This window comes from Pseudomyxococcus flavus (genome assembly GCF_050038885.1).
Lineage (GTDB): Bacteria > Myxococcota > Myxococcia > Myxococcales > Myxococcaceae > Myxococcus > Myxococcus flavus.
On record NZ_CP143624.1, the window covers coordinates 6,540,928 to 6,555,169 of the forward strand.

General features: G+C 70.0%; 13 protein-coding genes and 2 pseudogenes. 4 read left to right on the forward strand and 11 right to left on the reverse strand.

What is annotated here, in order from left to right; all coding sequences use genetic code 11:
- Positions 1–217: 217 nt before the first annotated feature.
- Genes VZL07_RS27530 through tnpA form a run of 3 tightly spaced genes read right to left on the reverse strand, consistent with a single transcriptional unit; the run spans position 218 to position 1,295 of the window.
- Positions 218–529, reverse strand: a complete 312-nt coding sequence (locus tag VZL07_RS27530; RefSeq protein WP_426750763.1) for a hypothetical protein — start codon at positions 527–529, stop codon at positions 218–220.
- 46 nt (positions 530–575) lie between these two features.
- Positions 576–941 carry an IS66 family insertion sequence element accessory protein TnpB gene (gene tnpB / locus VZL07_RS27535; protein ID WP_176416745.1) on the reverse strand — a complete coding sequence of 122 codons (366 nt, stop codon included), beginning with the start codon at positions 939–941 and terminating at the stop codon, positions 576–578.
- Between the two features lie 3 nt (positions 942–944).
- On the reverse strand, positions 945–1,295 hold the full coding sequence (tnpA, locus tag VZL07_RS27540; protein ID WP_426749855.1) for an IS66 family insertion sequence element accessory protein TnpA: 351 nt from the start codon (positions 1,293–1,295) through the stop codon (positions 945–947).
- 51 nt (positions 1,296–1,346) lie between these two features.
- Here tnpA and tnpB (VZL07_RS27545) point away from each other — a divergent pair, with 51 nt between their 5' ends.
- A complete protein-coding gene (gene tnpB / locus VZL07_RS27545) occupies positions 1,347–1,682 on the forward strand; it encodes an IS66 family insertion sequence element accessory protein TnpB (protein WP_426757383.1) in 336 nt (111 codons plus the stop codon).
- A 58-nt stretch (positions 1,683–1,740) separates the two neighbouring features.
- Positions 1,741–3,256, forward strand: a pseudogene (gene tnpC / locus VZL07_RS27550) (IS66 family transposase).
- 86 nt (positions 3,257–3,342) lie between these two features.
- Here the strand turns inward: tnpC and VZL07_RS27555 are convergent.
- Positions 3,343–4,275: pseudogene (locus VZL07_RS27555) on the reverse strand (IS256 family transposase); the annotation flags it as partial.
- 305 nt (positions 4,276–4,580) lie between these two features.
- Between VZL07_RS27555 and VZL07_RS27560 the strand changes: the two are divergent.
- Positions 4,581–4,856 carry a hypothetical protein gene (locus VZL07_RS27560; RefSeq protein WP_426750764.1) on the forward strand — a complete coding sequence of 92 codons (276 nt, stop codon included), beginning with the start codon at positions 4,581–4,583 and terminating at the stop codon, positions 4,854–4,856.
- Here the strand turns inward: VZL07_RS27560 and VZL07_RS27565 are convergent, their stop codons facing one another.
- Both VZL07_RS27565 and VZL07_RS27570 read right to left on the reverse strand, forming a co-directional pair.
- Positions 4,857–6,044 (reverse strand): EAL domain-containing protein, encoded by a 1,188-nt coding sequence (locus VZL07_RS27565; protein WP_426750766.1) that lies wholly within the window; start codon positions 6,042–6,044, stop codon positions 4,857–4,859. It abuts the gene before it with no gap.
- A 108-nt stretch (positions 6,045–6,152) separates the two neighbouring features.
- Complete coding sequence (locus tag VZL07_RS27570) at positions 6,153–7,403, reverse strand: hypothetical protein (RefSeq protein WP_426750767.1); 1,251 nt, start codon at positions 7,401–7,403, stop codon at positions 6,153–6,155.
- Positions 7,404–7,473: 70 nt separating this feature from the next.
- On the opposite strand from VZL07_RS27570, the gene VZL07_RS27575 reads away from it, so the two are divergent.
- On the forward strand, positions 7,474–8,514 hold the full coding sequence (locus tag VZL07_RS27575) for a zinc-binding dehydrogenase (RefSeq protein WP_426750768.1): 1,041 nt from the start codon (positions 7,474–7,476) through the stop codon (positions 8,512–8,514).
- Between the two features lie 7 nt (positions 8,515–8,521).
- On the opposite strand, the gene ybaK is transcribed toward VZL07_RS27575, so the two are convergent.
- The 5 genes from ybaK to VZL07_RS27600 all read right to left on the reverse strand — a co-directional run bounded on the left by ybaK (position 8,522) and on the right by VZL07_RS27600 (position 14,239).
- Complete coding sequence (gene ybaK, locus VZL07_RS27580) at positions 8,522–8,998, reverse strand: Cys-tRNA(Pro) deacylase (protein WP_426750769.1); 477 nt, start codon at positions 8,996–8,998, stop codon at positions 8,522–8,524.
- Between the two features lie 4 nt (positions 8,999–9,002).
- On the reverse strand, positions 9,003–10,145 hold the full coding sequence (purK, locus tag VZL07_RS27585; protein ID WP_426750770.1) for a 5-(carboxyamino)imidazole ribonucleotide synthase: 1,143 nt from the start codon (positions 10,143–10,145) through the stop codon (positions 9,003–9,005).
- Positions 10,142–10,639 (reverse strand): 5-(carboxyamino)imidazole ribonucleotide mutase, encoded by a 498-nt coding sequence (gene purE, locus VZL07_RS27590; protein WP_140853892.1) that lies wholly within the window; start codon positions 10,637–10,639, stop codon positions 10,142–10,144. The genes purK and purE overlap by 4 nt, the downstream gene beginning before the upstream one ends.
- A 188-nt stretch (positions 10,640–10,827) precedes the next feature.
- Positions 10,828–12,642 carry an AMP-dependent synthetase/ligase gene (locus VZL07_RS27595; protein ID WP_426750771.1) on the reverse strand — a complete coding sequence of 605 codons (1,815 nt, stop codon included), beginning with the start codon at positions 12,640–12,642 and terminating at the stop codon, positions 10,828–10,830.
- A 166-nt stretch (positions 12,643–12,808) separates the two neighbouring features.
- Entirely contained in the window at positions 12,809–14,239 is a 1,431-nt protein-coding gene (locus VZL07_RS27600; protein ID WP_426750772.1) for a vWA domain-containing protein, read from the reverse strand.
- Positions 14,240–14,242 lie beyond the last annotated feature (3 nt).

Below are 14,242 nucleotides of genomic sequence, written 5' to 3' on the forward strand. Positions count from 1 at the left end.
GGTCGCACCTAGTGCACAGCTGAAACAGCCGCCGGCACTCAGGCCGACCGCACACAACCAGACGCAACGACTCCATGCACACCTTCCCGTGCGCGCGCCGACTTCTGGCGCCGCGCCCCGGAGTGCGCTACCCCTGCCTCACCGGCTCGCCCCACTCGCACACCAGGGCGCGCCTCCAGGAAGGCCCTCCAGGTGTCGCTGGTGGGCCTTCTGACTTTCAGGACGCGCGCAGCCCTGAACTCAACCGGCTCGCTTCCCACCCCTCAACTTTTCGGCTGCGCCCTGCGCTGCCCCTGGCCGCGAAGCTCACGAACTCCTGGTCGTCCATGACCAGAAATCTGCGCTTCCTGGTGACCATCAACACCGTGGGCAATTTCTCCGCCCTGCGGCCGAAGACGTGGCGCTGCAGGGCCGCTAGCTGCCCCTTGAGCGCGTCTACCTCTCCGCCGATGCGGCTCACCTCGGCCTTGAGCTCCTCGGCTTCCTCGCGCCAGGGGCAGAAGTGGTCTTGAGGGAGCTCGCGCGGCACGCAGCCTCAACACGCTGCCGCCGCGCTGCGTCCCGAGCCGGGCCCGTCAGGTGCCCGTGCGCCCGGGAGGCGTCCAGGCGGGCTGGCGCCGCACCTGGGCCACGTCAATGCCGTCCAGCAGCATGGCCAACTGCGTGGCGTCCAGGTGCACCACCTGAGCGCCCGCGTCCACTGGCGGCAGCCGGAAGCGCCCCGTCTCCAACCGCTTGTACAGCAGCACGAAGCCGCCCCGGCTCCACGTCAGCACTTTGACTCTGTCGCCCTTGCGCGAGACGAAGGCGAAGAGGTGCCCTGAGTAGACGTCCTCGCCCCACTCAGCGCGCACCAGCGCCATGAGGCCGTCTATCGACTTGCGCATGTCCACTGGCGCCGTGGCCAGCACTACGCGCACCGAGGCTGGGAGGGCGAACACGCCTCACCGCCCCAGCGCAGTGACGAGCCGGGCCACGTAGTCGACGTCGGTGCCCGAGGCGAATCGCAGGCGCGCTCCGCTGGCCAGCGCCACCTCGAGCAGCGCCGTGCGCGGCTGTGCCACGCCAGCTACCTCCACCGGCAGCAGGCGCACCGGCTCCGTCTTCTTAGCCAGCTGGCGCCTCCGCCGGTACACCCACGACTGAAGCGTGCTCAGCCGCAGCCCTCGCTGCGACGCGAACTCCTGCTGCGTCAGCCCGCTCGCCTCGAAGGCTTCAGCGACCCGGAACCACTCCTGCTTCTCCACCGGCTTCGACATGCACGCCAGCGTCCACGGCGCCGACTCCTCACTCAACGTCCCTCACCACGTCGTTGGCCGGACGCTTACCCTGCGTCGGTGCGCGTGGTGCTGGCGACGGAGCCAGTGGACATGCGCAAGTCGATAGATGGCCTCATGGCGCTGGTGCGCGCTGAGTGGGGAGAGGACGTCTACTCAGGGCACCTCTTCGCCTTCGTCTCGCGCAAGGGCGACAGAGTCAAAGTGCTGACGTGGAGCCGGGGAGGTTTCGTGCTGCTGTACAAGCGGTTGGAGACGGGGCGCTTCCGGCTGCCGCCAGTGGACGCGGGCGCTCAGGTGGTGCACCTGGACGCCACGCAGTTGGCCATGCTGCTGGACGGCATTGACGTGGCCCAGGTGCGGCGTCAGCCCGCCTGGACGCCTCCCGGGCGCACGGGCACCTGACGGGCCCGGCTCGGGACGCAGCGTGGCGGCAGCGTGTTGAGGCCACGTGCCGCGAGTGCTGCCTCAAGACCACTTCTGCCCCTGGCGCGAGGAAGCCGAGGAGCTCAAGGCCGAGGTGAGCCGCATCGGCGGAGAGGTGGACGCGCTCAAGGGGCAGCTGGCGGCCCTGCAGCGCCACGTCTTCGGCCGCAGGACTTAAGAAGCTGCCCACGGTGGCCGCCGAGCTTCGTGGGGCCGCGTCCGAGGCGGATTCGAAGGCGGCCCGGGACGAGGCGGCGAAGAAGAAGCGCCGGGAAAGGGCGGCCCGGAAATCCGAGGAGGCACCCGCACGGGAGATTCGCCACGCGGTGCCAGCCGAGGAGCGCTGCTGCCCCGCGTGCGGCGGCGAGGACCTGAAGCCGCTGGGAAAAGGCCGTGCCTCGGTGGTGTACGAGTACGTGCCCGCGAGATTCGAGAAGCAGGTGCATGTGCAGGAAGTCCTGGCGTGCACGTGCGGCCGGGGCGTCGTCACCGCCCCGCCTCCGGCCCGAGTGGTGGACAGGGGCGAGTATGGCCCCGGTTTCATTGCCCACGTAGTGACGTCGAAGTGTGCGGACGCCATGCCACTGCACCGCCTGGCCCAGCGGGTGGAGAGAGGCGGCGTGCCCATGAGTCGCAGCACGCTGACGGACCTCTTCCATCAGGCCGCCTCGGTGCTGCTGCCTCTCTCTCAGCACCTGCTGCAGTGCATTGCCTTGGCGGACGTGGTGTGGGCCGACGAGACGCCGCTGCGCGTGCTGGACGTGAAGAAGACGAAGCTGGGCTACCTCTGGACTTTCCTCACGCAGAATGAGGAAGGCCAGTGGCTCATCGGCTACCGCTTCAGCATGGGGCGCGCCAGCAAGACGCCGAAGGAAGTCCTGGGCGGCACCGCGGGCGCGCTCGTGGTGGACGCGTACACCGGCTACAACGCGGTGACGCTGCCAAAGGGCCGGGTGCGCGTCGGGTGCTGGGCCCACTGCAGGCGCCGCTTCTTCGACGCGCTGGCCACCGCCCCCGAGGCGCGTGAGGCCCTGGACTTCATCCTCGAGCTCTACCGAGTGGAGGCCCAGGCGCGCGAGGCGGGCTTGGTGCGCACCGACGCCCACCGCGAGCTGCGGCAGCGCCAAAGCGCGACCGTCCTCGCCAGGCTGCATGCCTGGCTGGAAGCGCAGGCCCCGCGACACCCGCCCAAGAGTCCGCTGGGCCAGGCCATTTCCTACGCCCTCAAGCAGTGGGAGGCCCTCACCCGCTTCGTGGAGAATGAGCGGCTTCCCCTCGACAACAACCGCTCGGAGGCGGCACTGAGGAAAGCGGCCCTGGGCCGTAAGAACTTTCTTTTTGTCGGCCACGAAGCCGCGGGCGAAAACCTCGCGGGCCTCTACGCGCTGGTGGCCACCTGCGAGGCCAATGGCGTCAACCCCGAGGCGTACCTCGCGGACGTCTTGCTCCGCGTGCAGTCGCACCCCAACTCGCGCATCGGTGAGCTGCTGCCCCACGAGTGGAAACGGCGACGCGCCGCCGACCCGCCCGAGCCCCTCCAGTCCAGTCCCTGAATACCTCGCTCATCGCGGCGCTCGCCGAACACGGTCCTCGTCCGTCGTCAAACCTCCCGGCACGACGTCTACCGGACGGTTACGGCGAAGCCCTCGCGCAGGCACTCCATGGCTTCGGGGACTTGCCGCCCCAGTCCCTCCTGGAGGGCCTCCAGCCGCTTCCTGGCGTCCTGAAGGGAGGCGGCCTCGAAGACGGCCGACGTCTCCTTGCCGAGGCGTCCACGCAGCCTCCAGGGGGCCTTGGCGAGGACGTTCCGGGCGAGGTGCACGGTGCAGCGCTGCAGCCGCGCCTCGGGCAGGGCCTGGCGGGCCGCGGCGGCCAGGCCCGCGTGCCCGTCGGCGATGACGAGCCGCACGCCCTTCAGCCCTCGCTCCAGAAGCTGGCGCAGCAAGTCCAGCCAGGAGTCCGCCGACTCGCTGCCTCCCAGCGTCACCGCCAGCAGGTGCCGGTGCCCATCCTCGCCCACGCCGTAGGCCACCAGGGCCGAGACGTTCTGCACCGTGCGCGCCCACCTGGCGTCCAGGAAGGTGGCATCCAGGTAGAGGTAGGGGAAGGCCTGGGTGAGGGGCTGGGTGCGCAAGCCCTCCACCTTCTCCTCCAGCGTCCGTGTCACCCGGCTCACCGTCGAACGCGAGACGTCCTCGCCCATGAGGGCCCGTGTCACCTTGCCCATTTTCCTCGTGGAGACGCCCTGCACGTACGCACTGGTAATCGCCTCGTCGAGTTCCCCGCTGCGCCGCTTGTAGCGGCCCAGCACGTCCCCCGCGCTACCACTGTGCCTCGTCCTCGGCACCGCCACGTCCACGGCCCCCGCCGTCGTCACCAGCGTGCGCAGGTAGCTGCCGTTGCGCACGTCCGCCCGGCCCACCATCCGCTGCCACCGGCCGGCCCCCACCAACTCCCGTACCTCTTCCTCCAGCAGGGCCTCCAGCGTCATCCGGATGGCTCCGCGGAAAAGCGCCCGCAGGTCGGCCTGCACCTCTTCGTGCGCGGGGGACTCAAACTCGCTAACGTCCACGTCGGGGAACTCCTCGGCTCCTCTGCCAGGAGGAGACCGGCTCGGTTGGTTTCACCGAGGAGCTTCCCTCTTTCCCGCTCGTCCCTCCTCGCCATCTACACACTTATAGGGACACGACCCCAGCCCGATGGGGTCCACCTCAAGACCGGCGTGCCGTTTGCCCCTGCTGGCGCGATGGAAACCCGCCACGTCGCTCCTGGGCGAGCCAGGACGTCTCACCCCCGGAGTTCTTTACGGGTTGGATTCAAGTCCGCAATGTCCGAGAAAGCAGAAATAGTCGTGGTGGCTCAACTCGGGAGGCGCACATGCAGATGCGGCAATTCATCAGACGTGCGGTGCTGGTAGCGGGCCTGCTGACGGGCTGTGGTGGCGTGGAGCAGGAGGAGGCGGAGCTCTCGCTCGACACACAGGAGGATGCGCTTGCTTCGTGCGCCCTTGAGTTCTGGTACGAGTTCTACCGGGATAGCGAACACACCCAGCTTGTTGGGCAGTCGGGCTGCACCTGTGGCGGTGTCCGTGTGCACTGGGGCATCAAGTCGGATTACCCCGTCGTGCAGATCGCGCCGCGGCCTTGCCCGTAATCACGCGGGCGTCTGACGCTCCAGCAGCTCCGCGACACGGCGGATGAGCTGCTGCATCGTGACGGTGCCCAGGAACCGCTTCTGGGCATCTGTCACCGCCACGGGGTCGTAGAGGGCCTCGGGCGTTCGCTCCATGGCGAGCCGCGCCAGCGTGGTGATGGCCATCCGGTCCTCGACGACCAGCGGAGCCGCATGCGCGACGCCCTTCGCCGCCGAGTGCCGCCGCAGCACCAGCGCCTCCAGCCGCTCTCCCTGCAGCACCGCGACGTGGTCCACGTCGGCCTTCTGCTGGAAGAGCCGCTCCAACTCGTCGGCAGCGACAGGCCGCTCCACGCACACGCGGCGGATGACCATGCTGCCCACCGTCTCGTCGTCCTCGTCCTCCCGGAAGTCGAGCGCGCGCATGGCTTCATGGCGCCGCGCCTCGAACTCGACGCTGGGCTGCACGGGAACGGGCGCGGGCCGGGCGACCAGATAGCCCTGCGCGTGGCGGATGCCCAGCCTCAGCAGCACGGCCAGCTCGTCCCACGTCTCCACGCCCTCGGCGATGAGCGTGGCGTTCACGCTGGCGGCGAAGGCCACCAGGGATTTCACCAGGTGCTGCTGGTAGCTGTGCCGGTGGATGTCTCGCACCAGCGCCTGGTCCAGCTTGATGAACTGCGGCGCGCTGTGGACCAGCGTCACCAATCCGGAGTGGCCCGCGCCGAAGTCGTCCAGCGCGATGCCGAAGCCCAGCGCCGAGCACTGCTTCGTCAGCCGTTGGAGGAGCGCGTTGTCCTCGAACGCCGCCTTCTCCGTGATTTCGAGCACGAGGTTCTTCGGGTTCAGCCCGTAGCGCGCGAGCAGCTCCTCGGTGGAGCCGTCACCGAAGCGTGGATCGCTCAGCACGTCCGGACTGACGTTGAAGAAGAAGGGCGCCCGGCGCTGAGCCTCCGGCAGCGTGGAGATGCAGCGCAGCGCGGAGGTCCAGCACGCGCGCTCCAGCTCCCACGTGTAGCCCTCCAGGCGCGCCTGCGTGAAGAGCACGTGCGGCTCGCGCAATTCGCCCGGCCCGCGCGACAGCACCTCGTGCCCGATGACCTCACCGCGCAGCAAGTCGACGATGGGCTGAAATACCGAGGTGACGCTCGGCTCGTCACCTTTCCACAGCCAGGGGGGAGCTGGTGTGGAGGAGAGGGGCAGGCTCATGTGTGGAAATTGTAGCCCAAGCCACCGCAGGCTCCATGCCCTCCCCCAAAGAAGCTGCCGAGCGCTCGTGTCACAGCGTGACGAAGCGCCACCTGCATGACGCGCCGCTCAGGCTTCACGAGCCCTCGTCGCCTCGGTCGGAAGGCTGCCGGCCGTGCCTCCGCCGCCCTCCGGTGAGACGGCTTCCACCTGCGTCGAGGGCCTGGAAGTGTCCTGAATCATTGGGGATATCGCCATGGCCGCCTGCGTGGCCACGGCGTCCATCGCCTGGCCTTCCTCCCATGGGACGGAGGAGAGGGCCCGGAAGCGGCGGGCCAGCGCGGACAGCTCCGCCGCCTTGAGCTGGGCCTGCCCGCTGCGGAGCGAAAGGAGGGCGACACGGGCCCGTTCCAGCAGGGCCACCTCCGCCCGGAGGCGGGCGAGGATGCGCTCGCGGCGCTGCTTCAGCGTCCCCAGCCGCTCCACCTCCTCGCCCAGCGACGCCGCGGCCAGCTCCAGCTGCCGGCGGGCGACGGCATCCGTGCTCGCGCGGGCGCTGCGTTCCAGCTCGTCGCGCTCGGCCTGGAGCTCCGCTTGCGCGCGCTCCTCGAGCTGGGCTTCCACGCCCGCCCACTCCGACGCCAGCTCCGCCGCACCGCGCGTCATCCGGCCCAGGGTGCGCGCCAGCTCCTCGCGCGCGGGCTCGCGCGGCAGCATCGCCAGCGATTGACCGCATTGCCTGTAGAGCCGCAGCGCCCGCTCCGTCAGCGCCTGGAAGTCACCGGAGAGCTGAGGCAGCAGCGCCTCCACGCGCGCCTCGACCGGATCCGCGGACAGCGCGAGGTGCGCGGCCACGGAGCTCAGCCCCACGAAGAGGCCCAGGATGCCGCCGGCCACGCCCGCGCCGAGCAACGCGGGGGTGGCCAGGTCCGCCAGTCGCGCGGCGAAGACGCGGGAGACCTCCAGCCCTCCCAACGTCAGACCCGCGCACAGCGCCGCGCCCAGCCCGAAGTGGAAGAGGGTGGGGCGCGAATCCGCCACCTGCCCCTCCTCGCCACCTTCACTGAGTCGCGAGCGCACCAGCAGCGCGCCCGCCGCCGCGGCGCTGAAGGCCACCGTCCACCCTGGCGCCATGCCCACGGCATAGGGCAGCGCGGTGAGCAGCACCCCCAGGCCGCCGAGGAGCACGCGGTCCCACTTGTCGCCTCGTGCACATCCGAGCACCACGGCCGCGGGCACCAGCCACGCCAGCGGCACGGGAAGCCCCAGGCTCGAGGTGACCAGGTGCAGGACGCCGGCGCCGGCGCCCGCTGTGAGCGCTCGCGTCACGGTCTTCTCGAAGGCCTCTCGATGATGGAGCTGCAATAGAGTGGCGTTCATCGACTCCCCACGGATGTAGACCGGGCAGGAACTCTCCCTTTCACGCATGGGTGGCGAAAAAGGTCTGCCGATGAAGAGCCCCGTCGTTCCCGAGACGATGCGCGCGCTGGTCCTCACCGCCTACGACGGCCGGCCCGAGTCCCTGCATGTCGAGTCACGGCCGGTGCCCCGGCCCACGGCGGGGCAGGTGCTGGTGCGCGTGGCGGCGGCGCCCATCAACCCGGCGGACCTGATGTTCGTCCGGGGGCAGTACGGCATCCGGAAGCCGCTGCCGGTGGTGCCCGGGCTGGAGGCCAGTGGGACGGTGGTGGCCGCGGGCGGCGTCGCGGGGCGGTTGCTGGTGGGGCGCCGCGTGGCCTGCGTGGCGCCGGGCGAGGGCGACGGCCTGTGGGCGGAGTACGCCGCGGTGCCGCTGGGCCAGTGCCTGCCACTGCGGGCGCACGTGTCGGACGAGCAGGGCGCCAGCCTCTTCATCAATCCCTTCACCGCGTGGGTGTTGATGGAGCGCGCGAAGGAGGGCGGCCACGCCGCGGTGGCACAGACGGCCGCGGCGGGCACCATGGGGCGGATGTTGCTCGCGCTGGCGAAGCGGCGCGGCGTGCCCATGGTGAACGTGGTTCGGCGGCCGGAGCAGGTGGCCCTGCTGCGCGACCTGGGCGCGGAGCATGTGCTGAGCACCCACCAGCCCGAGTTCGAGGACCGCCTGCGGCGGCTGTGTCACGAGCTGAAGGTGTCGCTCGCCTTCGACCCGGTGGGCGGGCGGCTCACCGGGCAGCTCCTGCACGCGCTGCCCGAAGGGGGCGCTGTCATCGTGTATGGCTCGCTCTCCGAGCAGGAGTGCCGCATCGCCCCGAGCGACCTCATCTTCGGCCGCAAGCGCGTGGAGGGCTTCTGGCTGTCGGAGTGGCACCGGCAGGGCTTCGGGCCCGCGCAAATCAAGGCGCTGATGGGCGTGCCCTCGCTGGTGGGGCAGACGCTGGAGACGCCCGTGCGCGCCCGGCTCCCGCTGGAGTCCGCGGGGGAGGCCGTGCGCATCGCCTCGGCGGACATGACGTCCGGCAAGGTGCTCTTCATGCCGGCGCAGGGCCACGTGCCCGGCGCCGGGCCTTGAGCGCAGCTCAGCTCTTGTCGCGGGAGATGGGCCCCGTCTTCGCCTTCGTCACGCGCAGGTAGTCCGCGGGCGCGAGCAGCATCTGCGTGCCGCGCACACCCGCGGATACGGCGATGACGTCGAACAGCTCCATCGTCTCGTCGACGAAGACGGGGTAGTCCTTCTTGCCGCCAATGGCCGTGCAGCCGCCCCGGACATAGCCGGTGAGCGGCTGGAGCTCCTTCAGCGGCACGGTGTCCACCTTGCGGTCCCCGCTGAGCCGGGCCAGGGCCTTCAGGTCCAGCTCCGCGTTGCCGGGGACGACCGCCATCAGCACGCCCGTGCGGTCGCCTCGCGCCACCAGCGTCTTGAAGACCTGCTCGGCCGGCATGCCGACCTTGGCGGCCACTGACTCCGCGGACAAATCCTCCGGGTCCACGTCGTAGTCGCGCAGCGTGTACGTCACGCCGAGCGAGTCCAGCAGCCGGGCGGCATTCGTCTTCACGGCCTCACATCCCCAATGCGGTGGCCGCGGCCTGCACGCGCGCGAGTGCGTCCTCGGGCGAGCTGCCCACCGCGGACAGGTGGCCCATCTTCCGGCCCTTGCGCGCCTCCCGCTTGCCATACAGGTGCAGGCGGACGCCGGGCATGGCCAGCACGGGCTGGAAGCGGGGGCCTCCCTCCTTCAGCCACAAGTCGCCCAGCAGGTTGACGATGGCCGCCGGCCGTACGACCTCCACCGAGCCGAGCGGCAGGTTGCACACCGCGCGCACCGCCTGCTCGAACTGCGAGGTGAGGCACGCGACCTCGGTGGAGTGGAAGCTGTTGTGCGGGCGCGGCGCCAGCTCGTTGACGAGCACGCTGCCATCCTTCAGCAGGAACAGCTCGATGACGAGCAGACCTTCGACCTGGAGCGACTCGGTGATGCCGCGCGCCAGCTCGGTGGCCCGGGACAGGACCGCGGGCGGCAGCGGGCCGGGCAGCAGCGACCACGCGAGGATGCGTTCCTCATGGTGGTTGAAGGCCGGCGGATACACCGCCACCTCGCCGTTGGGGTTGCGTGCCACCAGCACGGACAGCTCGGACTGGAGCGCCAGCGCCGCCTCCACCACCACGGAGCGCTCGCCCAGCTCACGCCAGGCGCTGGCGGCCTCGTCGGCGGACGTCACCTCCACCTGGCCGCGGCCGTCATAGCCGCCCTCGCTGGACTTCACGAAGCAGCGGCCGCCCAGGGCCTGGATGGCCTCGGCCAGCTCCGCGGCGGAGTGGGCCTCGCGCCATGGGCCCAGGGGGAAGCCACCCTTGGCGAGCCAGCCCTTCTGGCGGCCCCGGTGCTGAATCACGCGGAGCACGTCCGCGCCCGGGCGCATGGGGGCGTGCCGCGCCACCGCTTCCAGCGTGGAGAGGGGAATCTTCTCGATTTCGAGCGTCACCGTGTCGCAGGCACGCGCCATCGTCTCCGCGGCGCTCGCATCGCCGAAGGGCGCGGTGAAGCACCGGTCCACCACGGAGTGGGCCGGGCAGTCCGCGTCCGGGTCCAGTGCCTGGACCTGGAAGCCGAGCGTGCGCGCGGCCAGGGCCATCATCCGCCCCAGCTGGCCGCCGCCGAGCATGCCAATCGTGCCGCCGGGCAGCACCACGCGCGGGCTCATGACAGCTCCCGGTGCGCCAGCACCTCGTCGGTACGCGCCTTGCGCCATGCCGCGAGCCGCTCGCGCAGCTCCGGGTACTTCAGGCAGAGGATGGCCGCGGCGTGCAGGGCCGCGTTGGCGGCGCCCGGCTTGCCAATGGCCTGCGTCCCCACCGGCACGCCCTTGGGCATCTGGACGATGGACAGCAGGGCGTCCAGCCCGCTGAGCAGCGTGGTGGGCATGGGCACGCCGATGACGGGCAGCAGCGTCTTGCTCGACACCATGCCCGGCAGGTGCGCCGCGCCGCCCGCGGCGGCGATGATGACGGACAGCCCGCGAGACTCCGCGGTGGACGCGTACTCCATCATCCAGTCCGGGGTCCGGTGGGCGGACACCACGCGCACCTCGTGCGGGATGCCCAGCTCCTTGAGGATGTCGACCGCGGGCTGCAGGTGCTCCAGGTCGCTCTTACCGCCCATGATGACCCCGACCCACGGGGTGACCGTGCTCGCCATTGGTGTGCGCACCTCCATGCGCTGTCCAGCCGAAACCAGGAGGAACGCGGAGATAGGGCGGGGGGATTCCACGGGTCAACACGGAAAGCCACCAGTGACGAGGATGACACCTCGTCCTTTCCGCATTCCCGGTGGGCACCCGTACGCGGGGTGGGGCAGGGGACGAGCCCCTGCCCGGCACCCGGGGGCTAGGCCGCGGAGACGGCGCGGTCGCTGCCCTCGCGGTAGAGGGCCTCGATGGCGTCGTTGTAGCGCGCCACGACGTTGCGGCGCTTCACGCTCATCTTCGGGGTGAGCATGTCGTTGGCCACCGTGAAGTCCTCGCTGATGAGCAAGAAGCGCTGCGGCCGCTCGTAGCCCTTCACGTCGCGGGTGAACTCGTTCACCTGCTCACGGTAGAGTTGCTGCACCTCGGGGCGCTTGAGCAGCTCCGGCATCGAGCTCGTGTCGAGGCCCTTCTCCGTGGCCCACTTCTTCAGCGCGTCCACGTCCACGACGATGATGGCCACGTTGAACGGCTTGTTCATGCCGTGGACCAGGGCGTTGGCGATGTAGGTGGACAGCGTCAGCGACTGCTCGATGGGGCTGGGCACCACGTACTTGCCGTTCTCCAGCTTGTACTGCTCCTTGATGCGGCCGGTGATGTAGAGGTAGCCGTCCGGGTCCAGGTAGCCCATGTCACCGGTGCGGAAGCCGCCGTTGCCGGTGAAGACCTTCTCGTTCTCCTCGGGCTTGTTGTAGTAGCCCATCATCACGTTGTGGCCGTGGACGACGATCTCGCCCTGCGTCGCGTCGCCGGTGGCGGCCGTGTCAATCTCCACGCGGACGCCGGGCAGCGCCTTGCCCACCGAGCCAATCTTCCGGTGGTTGGGGTAGTTGGCCGTGGCGATGGGCGACGTCTCCGTGAGGCCGTAGCCCTCGTAGACGGTGATGCCGAGGTTGTCGATGAACTCCGCCACCTCCTTGGAGATGGCCGAGCCACCCGAGAAGGCGTACTTCAGCCGCCCGCCGAAGCGCGCGCGCACCTTGGAGAACACCACCTTGTCGAAGAAGGCGTGCTGGAGGTCGAGCAGGCCGCTCGACTTGCCCTGGTCCGCGAGCGCGCGACGCTGGGCCGCCACCGCGAGGCCCCGGTGGAACATGAAGCGCGTCACCGCCTTCTCGCCGGCCATGCGCTTCTGCAGGCCGTCGTAGATGCGGTTGAAGATGCGCGGCACGCTGAACAGCAGCGTGGGCTTCACCTCGGAGAGGTTGTCGATGATCTTCTCCACCGCCTCCGCGATGGCCATGGACGCGCCCATGGAGAACAGCGCGTGCAGCTCCACCGTCTGGCCGAAGACGTGCGCCCAGGGCAGGAAGGCCAGGGAGCGGTCCTCCGTCGACATGGGGAAGACCTCGTGCATCGCCGACACGTTCCGGGCGATGTTCGAGTGGCTGAGCATCACGCCCTTGGGCTGGCCCGTGGTGCCGGACGTGTAGATGAGGCCGGCCAGGTCCGTGGGCTTGGGGCTCACCAGGGGCGTGGGCGTCTCGGCGCCCCGCCGCAGCAGCGTCGCGAAGCTGTCCGCGTCGCTGGCGGTGCCGCTGAAGCGGATGACGTGCTCCAGCTGCGGCAGCTCCGCGCGGACCGCCTGGATGCGCTGCGCGATTTCATCCGTGGCGCAGAACACGACCTTGGCGCCACAGTCCTTCAGGATGAACTGCAGCTCCTTGGCCTGCTGCGACTCGTACATGGGCACGTACGCGCCGCCCAGCGTGTACGTGGCGTACGCGCCCACCGCCCACTCCAGGCGGTTGTTGGAGATGACGGCCACGCGGTCGCCGGCACCCACGCCCAGCTGCGCCAGGCCGCCGCGCAGGTCGTCAACCATCTCGCCGAAGCGGGAATAGGTCGTCCAGACCCATTGCCCGTTCTTCTTCTCTCCGAAGAGCTCGCGGCTGCCGAAGGTGGAGGTGCTGCGCTTGAAGATGTCGATCAGCGTCTGGAACTGCGGGAGCTGCATGTGGGGGGCTCCACTGTTTGGGAAACAGGTTGATTTGTGGTGCCATAGCTTAGGGCTGTTTGCACCCCGTGTGGGCCCCTTCCTGAAACTTCACGCCCCACCTGCACCCGCTGGTGAACACGACGCGGTGCGGCGTGGGGCGTGGATACTACGTAAAGGGTGACACTCAATACGTGGAGCCCAGCTTTCCGAAGCTCCTGAGCGCCTTCACCTTGCTCTTCTTCACGAGCGAGCGCCGGGCCTCTTCGCCGTCGGCGTTTTCGTACTCGTCGAGCGCCGCCTGCTGCTCCGCCTGGTCCTCGGCGACCGCAGCCGTGCCGGACACGGCGCTGGCTTCGTGGAAGAGCGCCTGGTTGCGTTGCAGGTAGAGCTTCGCCTCGTCCTTGCGTCCCTCGCTCAGGGCCTCGGCGGCCTTCTGCATGTTGACCGCGCTGCGCGCCCGGGCGGCATAGACGGTGGCCTCCACGTCCTGCCGGGCCGCCACTTCCTCGCGCCGGTCGGTCACCACCGCGGACAGGGAGGCGGTGTTGGCCGCGGCGGCGTCGCGGATGAGGTCGGTGTAGGCCAGCTTCAGGTCCACCACGCGAATCGTCTGGCCCGCGGTGTCGCCGCTGACGTTGAGCCGCATCACCACGCGCTCCAGCTGGCCCGCGGAGAAGTCGGGCAGTGACACCTGCACCGCGTTGCCCGTCTGGGTGGCGCGGTAGCCCAGCACTTCACCCAGCGACGTGCCGGAGGGCAGGGTGACGGTCATCGTCACGCCGCGCGCCACCGTCGTGCCGGCCTGCTGCAGGTCCTTCTGGAAGAGCGTGGCGAGCTGGCCCGCGTCCTCGAGGAAGCCGTAGGCGCCCGCGCCGTACTCGGCGAAGGCCTGCATGAGGTCCTCGTTGAAGTCGGTGCCCACGCCGATGGCGCTCACGGTGATGCCGGAGGCGCGCAACTCCCGTGCCATCCGCGTCAGCTCTTCATCCGACGTGAGGCCCTCGGTGGGCTGGCCGTCACTCATGAGGATGAGGCGGTTGACGCTGAACGCCTGCTGCGCCGTGGAGAGCTCGTAGCGGCCGGTGGACAGGCCCGCGCCGATGTTGGTGCCGCCTTCGTCCCAGATGCCGTCCACGTACTGGAACATCCGCTCGCGGTTGCCGGGCGTGGCCGGCATGGACGGCAGGCTCTTCACGTCCGAGCCGTAGTGGACGATGGCCAGCCGGTCCTCGTCGCGGAGCAGGCCGATGAGGTGCCGTGCCGCCTGCTTCGCCTGGGCCAGCTTGTAGCCGCTCATCGAGCCTGACCGGTCGATGACGAGCGCCAGATTGACCGGGCTGCGCTTCGCGCCCGGCACCTCCGCGCCCGTGACATCGAAGGTGGCGAACAGCTCGGAGGTGCCCGTGGGGACGTAGGGATGGGACAGGCGGCTCGTCAGCGTCAGCGAGCCCCCGGCGGCGGGTACGACGGGCGGAGGCGGCTGGACGGGGGGCGGCCGAATGGGGTCCGCGATGGCGGGCGGCGCCGGCGGGGTGCCCACCTGGGGCAGCCCCAGCACCAGTGCGGTGAGCGCGAGACCGCCAGCCAGACTGAGGAAGAGGACCGTTCGGTTCATGAG